Source organism: Pseudomonas sp. PGPR N4 (assembly GCF_059693665.1).
On the sequence record NZ_JCAUKV010000002.1, the window covers coordinates 157,448 to 172,037 of the forward strand.

Genomic DNA, 14,590 nt, shown 5'->3' on the forward strand with positions numbered 1-14,590 from the left:
GACCCTGATGCGGGCCGCGCGAGCTGTCTCAATGGGTCAGAGGCAGGATCTGCCAACGCCCTTCTTGCTGAATCAATTGCCGATCACAATCCGCCTCGAGGGCAGCACTCAGCGGCTGGCCAGGCAATGCCTGGACCACTCGCTGGCCCTCGTTGCGCAACTGGCAGACCATCTGCCAGAGGGCCGCGTCGCCGCTGTCGGGCATCCAGATGCCGCCAGAAGGCAATACGACCTCCGCTCGCCCCAGTGTGACCAGGGTCTTCAAATCCGTGGAGAAACCAGTGGCCGGACGCGCCCGGCCAAAGTCGGCACCGATGTCATCGTAGCGACCGCCCTGAGCGATCGACTGACCGACCCCAGGCACGAACACCGCGAACACCACACCGGTGTGATAGTTGTAGCCGCGCAGCTCGCCGAGGTCGAAGTACAGCGGCAGCTCCGGGAAGCGCGCTGCCAACCGATCAGCGATCGCCAGCAGGTCATCCAGCGCAGCCAGGACGCTGGCCGGGGCACGGCCAAGACGCACACGCGCCTGAGCCAGCACTTCACGGCCACCGCACAGCTCAACCAGGGCACGCAGCATGCCGCCCAGGTCCTGCGGCAGGTCAGCGGTCAGTGCGTACACTTCATCGCGGGCCTTGCGCTGCAGCGCATCGAACAGCTGCTGCTCGACATCGCCGGACAACCCGGCAGCACGCGCCAGACCACGGTAGATACCGACGTGGCCGAGGTCCATATGCACGTCCGGCACATCGGCCAGGCGCAGCATGGCCAGCATCAGGCTGATGACTTCGACATCGCTGGTCGGGCTGGCATCGCCATACAGCTCGGCGCCGAGCTGGATCGGGCTGCGCGAAGTAGACAGCTGGCGCGGCTGCGCATGCAGCACGCTACCGGCGTAGCACAGGCGGCTCGGACCTTCACGGCGCAGGGTGTGGGCGTCGATGCGCGCTACCTGCGGGGTGAAGTCGGCACGGAAGCCCATCAGCCGACCGGACTGCGGGTCGACCACCTTGAAGGTATGCAGGTCGAGGTCCTGGCTGGCACCAGTGAGCAGCGATTCCAGGTACTCGATATGCGGAGTAACGACCAGTTCGTAACCCCAACTCTGGAACAGGTCCAACACCTGCCGCCGCGCGACTTCAATGCGCGCAGCTTCAGGTGGCAGTACTTCCTCGATGCCATCTGGCAGCAGCCAGCGGTCTACCGTTGCCATTACGCCTTTTCCCCTTTGGTCCGAGCGGCCAACCCATAGGCGAGCCGTGAATACAGGCATTGGCACACAACAACAGGCAGCACTAATCCCAGCGCTACCGCCGTACCAACACCCTCGAATTACTAGCGCCGGGCTGACCCAATGCGAGCCAATCAACCTTGCAGACGCAAAAAAGCCGGGAAATTTCCCGGCTGACTCATCATACACCCCTTTTCCTTCGGGATGCACCCCGCCGGCAGTTTTACCTGCCAGGCGGGGCCTTGTCGCTTACGGCCGGCTCTTGTCCAGGTACCGGAAGAACTCGTTCTTCGGATCCAGGACCAGCACGTCGCTCTTGCTCGAGAAGCTCGCACGGTACGCTTGCAGGCTACGGTGGAACGAATAGAAATCCGCATCCTGGTTGTAGGCCTTAGCGTAGATGGCGGCCGCCTGGGCGTCACCATCACCGCGGGTTTCCTCGGATTCACGATAGGCTTCGGCCAGCAGTACTCGACGCTGACGGTCGGCATCCGCACGGATACCCTCAGCCAGCTCGTTACCTTTGGCGCGATGCTCACGGGCCTCACGCTCACGCTCGGTGCTCATACGATCGAACACGCTGCGGTTGACTTCCTTCGGCAGGTCGATGGCCTTGACGCGAACGTCGACCACTTCGATACCCAGCTCCTTGTTGGCCATGCGGTTCAGCGATGCAGTGATGTCAGCCATCAGTGCGTCACGCTCACCGGACACCACTTCGTGCAGGGTGCGTTTACCGAACTGGTCACGCAGGCCGCTTTCCAGACGTCGCGACAGACGCTCGTCGGCGATCTGCTTCATGCCCGAGGTTGCGGTGTAGAAACGGTCGGAATCTTTCACCCGCCATTTGGCATAGGCGTCGACCATTACCGCTTTCTTTTCCAGGGTCAGGAAGCGTTGCGTCGGTGCGTCCAGGGTCATCAGCCGCGCGTCGAACTTGCGCACCTGGTTGACGTACGGGATCTTCACATGCAGGCCGGGCTGAACATCAGCCTGAACCACACGACCGAATTGCAGCAGTACCGCACGTTCGGTCTGGGACACGATGTAGAAGCTGTTCCAGGCCACGACAGCCAGCACGACTGCGGCGATCAGGGCGATCAGCGATTTATTGCTCATCAGCGGCTCTCCCTAGTACGCAGTGCCTGTTGTTGCTGTTGCAGGTCCTGCGCTGCGCGCACGGCTGCGTCGTTGACCGACGGCGACGCGCTGCTGCTGCCGGCAGAAGCCGACGTGTTGCGACCGCCTTCAACCATCTTGTCCAGCGGCAGGTAGAGCAGGTTGTTCTGCCCGTCCTTGGTTGCCACCATGACCTTGCTCGAATTGCTGTAGACCTCTTGCATGGTCTCCAGGTACAGACGCTGACGGGTTACGTCCGGCGCCTTGCGGTACTCTGTGACCAGCTTGGTGAAGCGATCGGCTTCACCCTTGGCGCGGGCAATCACTTCATCGCGGTAGCCGTTGGCGTCTTCGATGATGCGCTGCGCCTGACCACGGGCCTCTGGCACCACGCCGTTGGCGTAGGACTCGGCCTGGTTGCGCGCACGCTGCTCGTCTTCACGGGCACGGATCACGTCGTCGAAGGCTTCCTGCACTTCACGCGGGGCTGCCGCGCTCTGTACGTTGACCTGAGTCACGGTGATACCGGTACGGTAAGTGTCGAGGAAACGCTGCAGACGCTCGCGGATGTCCACGGCCATCTGCTCACGACCTTCGGTCAGCACCTGGTCCATCGAGGTCGAGCCGACCACGTGACGCAGGGCACTGTCGGTCGCATGCTGCAAGCTCACTTCCGGCTGGTCGACGTTGAGCACGAAGTCCTGCAGGTTGGTGATCTTGTACTGCACGGTCAGCGGCACTTCGACGATGTTCTCGTCTTCGGTGAGCATCTGCCCCTGCTTGGTGTACGCACGCTCACGCGTCACGTTTTCCATGTACTTGCGATCGATCGGCGGGAAATAGATATTCAGGCCTGGACCCACGGTCTCGTAGTACTTGCCGAAGCGCAGCACAACCGCCTGCTCCTGCTCGTCGACCACGTACACGGCACTGTACAGCCAGATCGCAGCCAACACCGCCAAGCCTATGCCCAGCAGGCCGTAACCGCCACCCTTGCCGATATTGCGGTCACCACCGCCGCGTTTCTTGCCGCCACCGAACATGCCGTTCAGGCTGTCCTGCAGCTTGCGGAAGGCCTCGTCGAGATCAGGTGGGCCTTTTTTGTCGCCACCGCCACCACTGCCGCCGCCGCCACGGCGACCGCCCCAGGGATCCTGGTCTTTCGAGTTGCCACCCGGCTCATTCCAAGCCATAGCGCTCTCCATCTGATAAAGCAAAGACGCGCCCACGGCGCGCCGTCCAATGCTACAGAATGCCTGTCACGGCTGCCCGGCGACCTCGACGGGCATTTATTGCAAAGTGTGTTGCGCGATAAACGTCTGCGGCTCGATGCCGGCACGACTGACCAGGCGATTAAGCTCGATCATCGGCAGGCGCACGCTGAGCAGGCTGCTGCCCTCTTCATCATGTTCCTCGCTCTGCACCGCGCCCAGTTCGAACAGCTGCGCGCGCAAGCGAGCGAAACGCTGATCAAGGCGCAGGGTGGCGACAAACAGATCATCCCCCAGCAACTCGGCAATTGCCTGGCCAACCAGCTCCAGGCCACGTCCATCACGTGCCGACACCCAGACCCGTTCCGGCTTGCCATCGGCATCGCGCTGGATCTGTGGCTCGACATCTTCAAGCAGGTCGAGTTTGTTATAGACCTCGAGGATCGGCAAGCCTTCTGCGCCGATCTCGCCCAATACCGCCAGCACCTGCTCGATCTGCTCCATGCGCTCTGGCTCATGGGCGTCGATCACGTGCAGCAGCAGATCGGAGTTGCTCGACTCTTCGAGCGTAGCCCGAAATGCCTCGACCAGCTTGTGCGGCAGATGGCGAATGAAGCCCACGGTATCGGCCAGCACGATCGGCCCCAGGTCGTCGAGTTGCAGGCGGCGCAGGGTCGGGTCGAGGGTGGCGAACAGCTGGTCGGCCGCGTACACGTCGGATTGGGTCAGGGCGTTGAACAGGGTCGACTTGCCGGCGTTGGTATAACCCACCAGCGACACCGACGGGATGTCCGCACGTCTGCGCCCGCGCCGCGCTTGTTCACGCTGGCTGCGGACCTTTTCCAGGCGCGCCTTGATCTGCCGCAGGCGGACCCGCAACAGGCGCCGGTCGGTTTCAAGCTGGGTCTCCCCCGGACCACGCAGGCCGATACCACCTTTTTGCCGCTCAAGGTGAGTCCAGCCGCGCACCAGCCGCGTGCTCATGTGCTCAAGCTGGGCCAGTTCGACCTGCAGCTTGCCTTCATGGGTACGCGCCCGTTGGGCGAAGATATCGAGGATCAGCCCGGTACGGTCAAGCACGCGGCACTCGAACACACGTTCGAGGTTACGCTCCTGACTGGGCGTGAGGGTGTGATTGAAAATCACCAGATCGACATGCTCGGCACTGACCAGGTCGCGTAACTCCTCGACCTTGCCACTGCCAATCAGGAATTTGGCACTGGGCTGATGCCGTGTCACCGTAGACAGCAAGACGATTTCAGCACCGGCCGACAGGGCCAGCTCCTGGAACTCCTGCGGGTCTTCGCGCGCCTCAGGGTTCTGACCTTCCAAGTGAACGAGCAACGCTCGTTCACCACCACCGTGGCGCTCAAAGAACAATGCAGGCTCCTAATCAGGCGTTGCCTGGCTCGCTGTCACCGTTCTCGGAATCGGACGGGCTTGGCAGACGAACCGGACGTGCAGGTACGACAGTCGAAATGGCGTGTTTGTAGACCATTTGGCTGACGGTGTTTTTCAATAGAACTACAAACTGGTCGAAAGATTCGATCGAGCCCTGCAGCTTGATCCCGTTGACCAGATAGATCGAAACCGGGACCTTTTCTTTTCTCAAGGTGTTCAAGTAAGGGTCTTGTAGCGAATGCCCTTTTGACATATGCCGCACTCCTGTAAGGATAAATAATAAAAAACGAGAAAATTCTATGATTACGCCGCCCACTCGCAAGAGTAGACGGCAATTAGCAGGGACTCAGCTCAATATGGAGATGGCCCCAAGGTATTTCAAGGTGCGGGACAGATTGTCGCAGGCCAGACTGTCCAGCCAGTGCACGTCGGACCAACCGCGCAACCAGGTGAACTGCCGCTTGGCCAGCTGGCGAGTCGCAATGATACCGCGTTCTCGCATCTCATTCTCATCTAGCTTGCCGTCTAGGAAATCCCAGACCTGCCGATAGCCCACTGCCCGTATAGACGGCAGCCCGGCGTGCAAGTCACTTCTGGCTCGCAGCTCTCGGACCTCATCGATGAAGCCCTGTTCCAGCATCTGTGAAAATCGTAACGCAATTCGCTCATGCAGAATGTGACGATCTGCAGGAGCGATCGCCAGACTGGCCACAGTATAGGGCAAATGGCCGGCCGCGCCTGCGTCTGCGCCGCTAGTTTCGGCTGATTGGCGCTGGCGGTGGGCAGTCATGCTCTCACCACTCACCCGATACACCTCCAGCGCTCGGATCAAGCGCTGCGGGTCGTTGGGGTGGATGCGCGCCGCCGACACCGGATCGACCTCGGCCAACTGCCGGTGCAATTCGCCCAGGCCCAGTGCGCTGGCCTGGGCTTCCAGCTCGGCGCGCACGGCCGGATCAGCCGCCGGCATGTCGGCCAGGCCTTCAAGCAAAGCCTTGTAGTAGAGCATGGTGCCGCCGACCAACAGCGGGATCTTGCCGCGTGCGGTAATCTCGGCCATGGCCGCCAGGGCATCGCTGCGAAACTGCGCCGCGGAGTAGCTCTCGGCGGGGTCGATGATATCGATCAAGCGGTGCGGGTACGCCGCCAGAATGTCTTTCGACGGTTTCGCAGTGCCGATGTCCATGCCGCGATAGACCAGCGCCGAATCGACGCTGACAAGCTCGCAGGGCAGCACTTTGCTCAACTCGATGGCGAGATCGGTCTTGCCCGCCGCAGTCGGGCCCATGAGGAAGATCGCTGGAGGTTTGCTGCTCATGTCACCGACCGCGCAGGAAGAGTTTGTCCAGATCGTCCAGGCCCATCTGGGTCCAGGTCGGTCGGCCGTGGTTGCACTGGCCGCTGCGCTCGGTGTTTTCCATGTCGCGAAGCAAGGCGTTCATCTCGGGGATCGCCAGACGCCGGTTGGCGCGCACGGCGCCGTGGCAGGCCATGGTCCCGAGCAGCTCGTTGAGGTGCGCCTGGATGCGGTCGCTGGTGCCGTATTCCATCAGGTCAGCAAGCACGTCCTGCACCAGCCGATTGGCTTCGGCCTGTTTCAGCAACGCCGGGATCTGGCGAATCGCGACCGTCTCCGGGCCTAGCCGCTGCAGCTCGAAGCCGAGGCGCTGGAACCACTGTGCATGCTCTTCGGCGCAATCGGCTTCACGCTGGCTCATCGCCAGGGTTTCCGGCACCAGCAGCGGCTGGCCACTGAGGCCTTCGCTGGCCATGGCCACCTTGAGCCGCTCGTACATGATCCGCTCGTGGGCGGCATGCATGTCGACCAGCACCAGGCCTTGGGCGTTTTCGGCAAGGATGTAGATGCCCTTGAGCTGCGCCATGGCGTAGCCCAGCGGCGGTATATCGCCCTGGCCGTCGGGCAGCGCGACCGGCGCGGCGCTGTTCAGCGGCGCATAGAATTCGCGGTAAGCGGCCTGCGCTTCGGCCACCGGCAGTGGCTGCGAGGGGCGCGGCGTGTACTGGTACTGGTAACCCGCACCAGCGCCGGAGCCGGCTGGAGCAGGCTGCTGCTGTTCGAGCACAGGCGTGGCCAGGCGCATCTCGCCCTGAGGGCCGAACTCGCCAGCCAGCTGGCCACCAGCACGCACCAGCTCGGCGGCTGCGGCAGGGGCGGCCACCTGACCTTCCGGGCGCACATCGGCCAGCGCGCGATGCAGGGTGCCGTAGAGAAAATCGTGAACCGTACGCCCTTCACGGAAGCGTACTTCGTGCTTGGTCGGGTGCACGTTGACGTCGACGCCGTTCGGCTCCAGCTCAAGGAACAACACAAAGGTCGGATGGCGGCCGTTGAACAGCACGTCGCGATACGCCTGGCGTACCGCATGGGCCACCAGCTTGTCGCGCACCGCCCGGCCGTTGACGAAGAAGTACTGCAGGTCAGCCTGGCTGCGCGAGAAGGTCGGCAAGCCGACCCAACCCCATAGGCGCAGGCCGTTGCGCTCGACGTCGATCGGCAGCGCCTGCTCAAGAAAGCCCGGGCCACAGATCGCGCCGACTCGCCGCGCCCGCGACACATCATCGGCGGCCTCGTGCAGGCTGAGGATACTCTTGCCGTTGTGACGCAGGTGGAAGCCGACATCGAAGCGTGCCAGTGCCAGGCGACGGATGACTTCCTGCAGGTGATCGAATTCGGTTTTCTCGGCCTTGAGGAACTTGCGCCGGGCCGGGGTATTGAAGAACAGGTCGCGCACTTCTACCGAGGTGCCGACCGGGTGCGCCGCAGGCTGTACCCGCGGGGTCATGTCGCGGCCTTCGGTCTCGACCTGCCAGGCTTCGCTGGCATCGGCGGTGCGCGAGGTCAGGGTCAGCCGTGCAACCGAACTGATCGACGCCAGTGCTTCACCCCGAAAGCCCAGGCTGAGTACGCCTTCAAGGTCTTCCAGCTCGCGAATCTTGCTGGTGGCGTGCCGTGCCAGGGCCAGCGGCAGGTCATCCGGGGAGATGCCGCTGCCGTCGTCACGCACACGCAGCAGCTTGGTGCCACCCAGCTCGACCTCGACATCGATGCGCCGGGCACCGGAGTCTAAGCTGTTTTCCAGCAGCTCCTTGGCTACCGACGCAGGTCGCTCGACTACTTCGCCGGCAGCAATCTGGTTGGCCAGCCGCGGGCTGAGCAGCTCGATCCGCGAACCACCGGTCATTGCTGCGACGCCAGGGTGGTACCCGGAATATCCAGATGCTGGCCGACCTTCAGCTCATCGGTTTTCAGGCTGTTGCTGCTGCGCAGGGCAGCCACGCTGACCTGGTAACGCACGGCGATCATCGCCAGGGTTTCACCCGGACGCACGGTATGGTCACGCGGGCCTTGGGCAATCTTGCCGCTGTCACGCAGCCAGGCGATGTAGGTGCCAGGCGGCGGGCTCTGTTGGAAGTACTGGCGCAAGCCGGTGTGGATCGAGCGCGCCAGCGCCTGCTGGTGGCTCTTGGTAGCCAGCTTGGCGGCTTCGTTGGCGTTGGAGATAAATCCGGTTTCGACCAGGATCGACGGAATATCCGGCGATTTCAGCACCATGAAGCCCGCTTGCTCGACCCGGCGCTTGTGCAGCGAGGTGATGCGGCCCATGTTGCCCAGCACTTTTTGCCCGACATCCAGACTGGAGCTGAGCGTAGCGGTCATCGACAGGTCGAGCAGAACCCCGGCGAGCATGCGGTCCTTGTCGTCGAGGCTGACGTTGCCGGCACCGCCGATCAGGTCGGAGCGGTTTTCCGTGTCGGCCAGCCAGCGCGCGGTTTCCGAGGTAGCGCCGCGGTCAGACAAGGCGAACACCGAAGCGCCAAAGGCGGCCTTCGACGGCGCGGCGTCGGCATGGATCGAAACGAACAGGTCTGCCCCCTTCTTGCGGGCGATCTCGGTGCGTTTGCGCAGCGGGATGAAGTAGTCGCCGGTACGGGTCAGCTCGGCGCGGTAGCCTTTCTCGCTGTTGATCTGGCGCTGCAACTCTTGAGCGATCTGCAACACGATGGTTTTTTCGTGCTGACCGCGCGAGCCGGAAGCGCCCGGGTCTTCGCCGCCGTGACCGGCGTCGATGGCAACCACGATATCGCGCTTGCCGCTCGGTGCTGGCGGCAGCTTGATCGCAGGCTGGGTCGGCGTTACCGGGATGGCCGGCGTGGTGGCCGGCGGCTGCACCGGCGTCGGCGCGGGCGTCGGCGTAGTGGCCGCGATGGCGTCGGCTTCCTGATCGTACAGGTCGACCACCAAGCGGTTACCGTACTGGGCATTGGGCGCCAGAACGAAGCTTTTCGGGGTGACGGCCTTTTTCAGGTCGATGACCACGCGCAGGTCGGTCGGCGTGCGTTGCGCCGAGCGGACACTGCTGATCGGGGTGTTGGAGGTGGCCACGTTGAGCGGCGCGCCGAGGGTCGCACCATTGATATCGATAACCAGCCGATCCGGTGCGCTCAGCGTAAACACGCTGTGCTGCACGGGCCCGGAGAGGTCGAACACCAGTCGTGTGTTGTCCGGCGCGCGCCACAGACGCATGCTTTTTACTTGTGTGGCGGCCAGAGCGTTGACAGTCACTGCGCTGAGCAGCAGACCGACAACGACGACCAGTGCGCGTATGCGCATACCTAACCCCATTTACTGTTGAATTTTGTTGGCCAGCGCGGTGCACCAGGCTTGGCCACGAGCGCCCTGCGGCAACAGGTTAAGCGAGCGTCCGCCCGCTTGCGGGCTTATGGTAATGGTCAGGTCGGGCTTTGGCAAAACGCCCGCACCTTTATCGGGCCATTCGAACAGGCACAGGGCATCGCCTTCGAAGTAATCGCGAATGCCCAGGTACTCCAGCTCTTCCGGATCGACCAGCCGGTACAGGTCGAAGTGAAACGCCCGCACATCGCCGATTTCGTAGGGTTCGACCACGGTAAAGGTCGGGCTCTTGACCGGCCCGGTATGGCCCAGGCCACGGATCAGGCCACGCGACAGGGTGGTCTTGCCGGCGCCGAGGTCACCCTCGAGAAATATCACGCCATGACCGCCGGTCACTTCGGCCAGTCGCGCGCCGAAGGCCACAGTGGCTTCTTCGTCGAGCAGAAACAGGGTTACACCTGACACGCTGAATGCTCCTCCAATAATTCACGAATGACCGGCAGCAGATCACTGGCTGCCAGGCCCCTGCCCTTCACGCCCAGGCGCTCGCCAGCGCAGGCATGCAGCCACACGCCCAGGCATGCCGCCGACCAGCCATCCAGACCCTGCGCCAGCAATGCGCCAAGCACACCAGTGAGCACATCGCCCAGCCCTGCACCGGCCATCGCCGGGTGGCCTCGCTGGCACAGCGCCAACTGTCCGTCCGGATCAGCCACCAGAGTACCCGCGCCTTTAAGCACGCAGATGCTGGCGTACCTGCGCGCCAGCTTGCGCGCAGCGCCGGCACGGTCAGCCTGCACCGCCTCGGTGGAAATCCCCAACAAGCGCGCCGCCTCCCCTGGGTGCGGGGTGAGGATGCTCGCGCCGGGCACGGCCAACGGGCTGCTGGCGAGCATGTTCAACGCATCGGCATCCCACACCTGCGGCACATCGCTGTTGGCCACAGCCGACAGCAGGCTGCGCCCCCATGCGGCCTGGCCAAGCCCGGGGCCGACCACCAGCACGGAAGCGCGGGCCAACACCTCGATCAGCTGATTGGCCGATGACACGCCCAGGCACATGGTCTCAGGCAGCCGGGTCAGCGCCGCTGAAACATGCTCAGGGCGCGTGGCGATGCTGACCAGGCCAGCACCACAGCGCAGCGCGGCCTCGCCACTGAGCAGCGCGGCGCCGCCGGTGCCGAGGTCGCCACCGACCACCAGCACATGGCCGAAGTCGGTCTTGTGCGCGTCTGCACGGCGCGCTGGCAGCCGGGCGAGGTTGCCTCGGCTGAGGGTTTTTACCGCGTTGTCGGGGTGTTTGGTCTGGGGCATGGGGTCAAAGGCTCCGATGTCTGGCAGAATTATACGCACCTGAGCCTGTAATGCCTTGCCCATCCATGTCCGTTTGTATTCCTGACCTCGCCGCGCTGGCCCAATCGATCAAGGATTGGGGCCGCGAACTCGGCTTCGCCCACGTCGGTATCGCTGGTGTAGACCTGGGCGAGCATGAACAGCACCTGGAGCGCTGGCTTGCCGCCGGCTATCACGGCGAGCTGGACTATATGGCCGCGCATGGCAGCAAACGTTCCCACCCCGAGCAGTTGATCCCGGGGACACTGCGGGTGATCTCGCTGCGCATGGACTACCTGCCCGGCGATACGCGCATGGCGCAGGTGCTCGCACAGCCGGAAAAAGCCTACGTGTCGCGCTACGCGCTGGGCCGCGACTACCACAAGCTGGTGCGCAAACGCGTGCAGCACCTGGCCGACCGCATTCAGGCAGACATCGGCCCGTTCGGCTTTCGTGCCTTTGTCGACAGCGCGCCGGTGCTGGAGAAAGCCATCGCGCAGGAGGCCGGGCTGGGCTGGATCGGCAAGAACACCCTGCTGCTCAACCGCAAGGCCGGCAGCTACTTCTTTCTGGCTGAGTTGTTCGTCGACCTGCCGCTGCCGGTGGATGAAGCCCAGACCAGCGAGCACTGCGGCCGCTGTCAGGCGTGCCTGGACGTGTGCCCGACCAATGCCTTCGTCGGCCCGTATGTACTCGACGCACGGCGCTGCATTTCCTACCTGACCATCGAGCTGAAGCAGGCGATCCCGGTCGAGCTGCGCGCGATGATCGGCAATCGGGTGTTTGGCTGCGATGACTGCCAGATCGTCTGCCCGTGGAACCGCTTCGCCCGCCCCACCCAGGAAAACGACTTCAAGCCGCGTCACGGCCTGGACAATGCCGGCCTGGCCGAACTGTTCATGTGGGATGAGGCGACCTTTCTGGGCAATACTGAAGGCTCGCCGCTGCGCCGCGCCGGCTACGAACGCTGGCTACGCAATCTGGCCGTCGGGCTGGGCAACGCACCGTCGACCATTCCGGTGCTGGAGGCGCTGCAGGCACGCCGCGAGCACCCGTCCGAACTGGTCCGCGAGCATGTCGAGTGGGCGCTGGCCCAGCACGCAGAACGGCAGGCGCAGCCAGCGAACTGAGTGACTACTGCTGGTCGTTATAGTGAAACTTGGGCATTTCCCAGTGAAAGCGGATCGCCAGCAAACGCACCAGAAAACCACCAAACAGAGTCAGCAGCGTGGCCTGCTCGGCCGGCAGATTGAAGTGCACGCAGCCCAGATAGAACCACGCCGCCGCAAACGACACGCTGGCATACAGCTCGCGGCGAAACACCAGCGGGATGTCGTTGCAGAAGATATCGCGCAGAATCCCGCCGAAGACCCCGGTGATCACCCCACTGATCGACGCCACCAGCAGGCCTTGGCCCATCTCCAGCGCAGTCATGCAGCCAATCAGGGTAAACGCCACCAGCCCCAGCGCATCGAGCACCAGAAACAGCGAGCGCAGATGGCGCATCAGTGGCGCGATAAAGATCGTCAGCAGTGCGGCAAAGCTGGTCAGCACCAGGTACTCGGGGTGTTTCACCCAGGTCAGCGGATAGTGCCCCAGCAGCACGTCGCGCACCGAGCCACCACCCAGCGCCGTCACGCAGGCGATCAGCACCACACCGAACCAGTCCATGCCGCGACGGCCGGCGGACAAGGCCCCGGTCATGGCTTCGGCGGTGATAGCGACGAGGTAGAGCATCAGCAACATGGTGCGAGTCCGTGCGAGAAAGGCGCGCAGTCTACCCAGTTGCACCCCGCACCAGAAGGGGGCGCACCGACTATCGTCAGCCGGCGCAGCAGGCTTAAAACTTGATGAAGTGTTCGCGGTAGTGGCGCAGTTCGGCAATCGACTCGCGAATATCGTCCAGCGCCAGGTGGGTGCCACCCTTCTGGAAGCTGTCGCGCACCTCAGGGGCCCAGCGTGCAGCCAGTTCCTTGAGGGTAGAAACGTCGAGGTTGCGGTAGTGGAAGTAGCTTTCCAGCGACTTCATGTGGCGGTACAGGAAGCGCCGGTCCTGGCAGATGCTGTTGCCACAGATCGGCGACTTGCCCTTCGGCACCCACTGCTGCAGAAACGCGATGGTCTGGGCCTCGGCTTCGGCCATGCTGATACGGCTGTCACGCACACGCTGGGTCAAGCCCGAGCCGCCGTGGGTTCGGGTGTTCCACTCATCCATGCGCGCCAGCACTTCATCGCTGTGGTGAATGGCGATCACCGGGCCTTCGGCCAGGGTGTTGAGGTTGCTGTCGGTGACGATGGTCGCCATCTCGATGATGACGTCGCTGTCCGGATCCAGACCGGTCATTTCCAGATCGATCCAGATCAGGTTCTGTGTGTTGTCCATGAAGGGCTCCTGAGATAGGCCGTCATAGTAGCTTAGTGGCCCGACCGGGTAATTGGCTTTGCTCGCTAATTCACTGTGTTCAACGATTCCACAGGCACCTCCCCAACCAAGGTTAACGAATAGGCCACAACAGGAGCATGCTAAACTGTCAGCCGTTTTCCAACCGCAAGCCACCACGGAACATTCATGGCCAAACGCCAGCTCAACCGCCGCCAAAACTGGCGCATCGAAAAAATCCAGGGCGAACGCGCCGAGCGCGCCGCCAAACGCGAGCAGCACGTCTTGCAGGAACTGGAAGGCGGCGACCTCGGACCCGAGCAATTCGGCCTGGTCATCGCCCACTTTGGCGTCCAAGTCGAAGTCGAAGCCCAGGACGGCGACACAGTTGGCCAGATCTTCCGCTGCCACCTGCGCGCCAACCTGCCTGCACTGGTCACCGGTGACCGCGTGGTATGGCGAGCAGGCAACCAGGGCATCGGCGTCATCGTCGCGCAACTACCGCGCTCGACCGAGCTGACCCGCCCCAACAACCAGGGCGTGCTCAAGCCGGTAGCCGCCAACGTCGATCTGATCGTGATCGTCTTTGCCCCCGCCCCTGAGCCCCACGCCAACCTGATCGACCGCTACCTGGTCGCCGCCGAGCACGCCGGCATTCGCCCGTTGCTGTTGCTGAACAAGGCCGACCTGATCAACGAGCAAAATGCACCGGCGCTGAATGCCTTGCTCGAGGTCTATCGCGACCTGGGCTACCCCCTGCTGGAGGTGTCGGCGCACCACGGCGACGGCATGCAGCAGTTGCAGAAAATGCTCGATGGCCACGTCAGCGTGTTTGTCGGCCAGTCCGGTGTCGGCAAGTCGTCGCTGGTCAACAGCCTGCTGCCGCAGGCGCACACGCGGGTGGGTGATCTGTCCGAGTGGTCTGGCCAGGGTACCCATACCACCACCACGGCGCGGCTTTATCACTTCCCCAACGGCGGTGACCTGATCGACTCCCCCGGTATCCGTGAATTCGGCCTGGTGCACGTCAGCCGCGATGATGTCGAAGCCGGCTTCATCGAGTTCAGCGAACTGTTCGGCACCTGTCGCTTTCGCGACTGCAAGCACGACCGCGAGCCAGGCTGCGCCTTGCTCAAGGCGCTGGACGAAGGCCGGATCAAGCCACAGCGTATGCACAGCTACCGCTCGATCATCGCCAGCCTGACCGATGACAGCTATTAACAGCTGGGGCAGGTAAGTCGGGGCTGCTTTGCAGCCCTT

At 63.3% G+C, this 14,590-nt stretch carries 14 protein-coding genes; 2 read left to right on the forward strand and 12 right to left on the reverse strand.

What is annotated here, in order from left to right:
• Positions 1–28: 28 nt before the first annotated feature.
• The 10 genes from AC58X1_RS10385 to AC58X1_RS10430 form a co-directional block, all read right to left on the reverse strand.
• Complete coding sequence (locus AC58X1_RS10385; protein ID WP_101315915.1) at positions 29–1,216, reverse strand: ATP phosphoribosyltransferase regulatory subunit; 1,188 nt, start codon at positions 1,214–1,216, stop codon at positions 29–31.
• A 267-nt stretch (positions 1,217–1,483) separates the two neighbouring features.
• Positions 1,484–2,353 carry a protease modulator HflC gene (hflC, locus tag AC58X1_RS10390; protein ID WP_150571120.1) on the reverse strand — a complete coding sequence of 290 codons (870 nt, stop codon included), beginning with the start codon at positions 2,351–2,353 and terminating at the stop codon, positions 1,484–1,486.
• Positions 2,353–3,546, reverse strand: a complete 1,194-nt coding sequence (gene hflK, locus AC58X1_RS10395) for an FtsH protease activity modulator HflK (protein WP_101315911.1) — start codon at positions 3,544–3,546, stop codon at positions 2,353–2,355. Before hflK ends, hflC begins: the two co-directional genes overlap by 1 nt.
• Positions 3,547–3,642: 96 nt before the next feature.
• Positions 3,643–4,944, reverse strand: a complete 1,302-nt coding sequence (hflX, locus tag AC58X1_RS10400; protein ID WP_101315909.1) for a ribosome rescue GTPase HflX — start codon at positions 4,942–4,944, stop codon at positions 3,643–3,645.
• Positions 4,945–4,957: 13 nt separating this feature from the next.
• Complete coding sequence (gene hfq, locus AC58X1_RS10405; RefSeq protein WP_060480687.1) at positions 4,958–5,218, reverse strand: RNA chaperone Hfq; 261 nt, start codon at positions 5,216–5,218, stop codon at positions 4,958–4,960.
• Between the two features lie 93 nt (positions 5,219–5,311).
• Positions 5,312–6,283, reverse strand: a complete 972-nt coding sequence (gene miaA, locus AC58X1_RS10410) for a tRNA (adenosine(37)-N6)-dimethylallyltransferase MiaA (protein WP_497428813.1) — start codon at positions 6,281–6,283, stop codon at positions 5,312–5,314.
• Position 6,284: 1 nt separating this feature from the next.
• The gene (gene mutL, locus AC58X1_RS10415; protein ID WP_150571118.1) at positions 6,285–8,168 is read right to left on the reverse strand and encodes a DNA mismatch repair endonuclease MutL; all 1,884 of its coding nucleotides are present in this window, start codon (positions 8,166–8,168) and stop codon (positions 6,285–6,287) included.
• A complete protein-coding gene (locus AC58X1_RS10420) occupies positions 8,165–9,610 on the reverse strand; it encodes an N-acetylmuramoyl-L-alanine amidase (protein ID WP_178080739.1) in 1,446 nt (481 codons plus the stop codon). The genes mutL and AC58X1_RS10420 overlap by 4 nt, the downstream gene beginning before the upstream one ends.
• Positions 9,611–10,084, reverse strand: a complete 474-nt coding sequence (gene tsaE, locus AC58X1_RS10425; protein ID WP_497428814.1) for a tRNA (adenosine(37)-N6)-threonylcarbamoyltransferase complex ATPase subunit type 1 TsaE — start codon at positions 10,082–10,084, stop codon at positions 9,611–9,613.
• A complete protein-coding gene (locus AC58X1_RS10430) occupies positions 10,072–10,932 on the reverse strand; it encodes an NAD(P)H-hydrate dehydratase (protein ID WP_259407009.1) in 861 nt (286 codons plus the stop codon). Before AC58X1_RS10430 ends, tsaE begins: the two co-directional genes overlap by 13 nt.
• Before the next feature lie 65 nt (positions 10,933–10,997).
• On the opposite strand from AC58X1_RS10430, the gene queG reads away from it, so the two are divergent.
• The gene (queG, locus tag AC58X1_RS10435; protein WP_497428815.1) at positions 10,998–12,080 is read left to right on the forward strand and encodes a tRNA epoxyqueuosine(34) reductase QueG; all 1,083 of its coding nucleotides are present in this window, start codon (positions 10,998–11,000) and stop codon (positions 12,078–12,080) included.
• Between the two features lie 4 nt (positions 12,081–12,084).
• On the opposite strand, the gene AC58X1_RS10440 is transcribed toward queG, so the two are convergent.
• Positions 12,085–12,696 carry a trimeric intracellular cation channel family protein gene (locus AC58X1_RS10440; protein WP_101315895.1) on the reverse strand — a complete coding sequence of 204 codons (612 nt, stop codon included), beginning with the start codon at positions 12,694–12,696 and terminating at the stop codon, positions 12,085–12,087.
• A 94-nt stretch (positions 12,697–12,790) separates the two neighbouring features.
• Positions 12,791–13,333, reverse strand: coding sequence for an oligoribonuclease (gene orn / locus AC58X1_RS10445; protein ID WP_103435846.1), 543 nt, complete (start codon positions 13,331–13,333; stop codon positions 12,791–12,793).
• A 186-nt stretch (positions 13,334–13,519) separates the two neighbouring features.
• Between orn and rsgA the strand changes: the two genes are divergently transcribed.
• Complete coding sequence (gene rsgA, locus AC58X1_RS10450; protein ID WP_150571116.1) at positions 13,520–14,551, forward strand: small ribosomal subunit biogenesis GTPase RsgA; 1,032 nt, start codon at positions 13,520–13,522, stop codon at positions 14,549–14,551.
• Positions 14,552–14,590 lie beyond the last annotated feature (39 nt).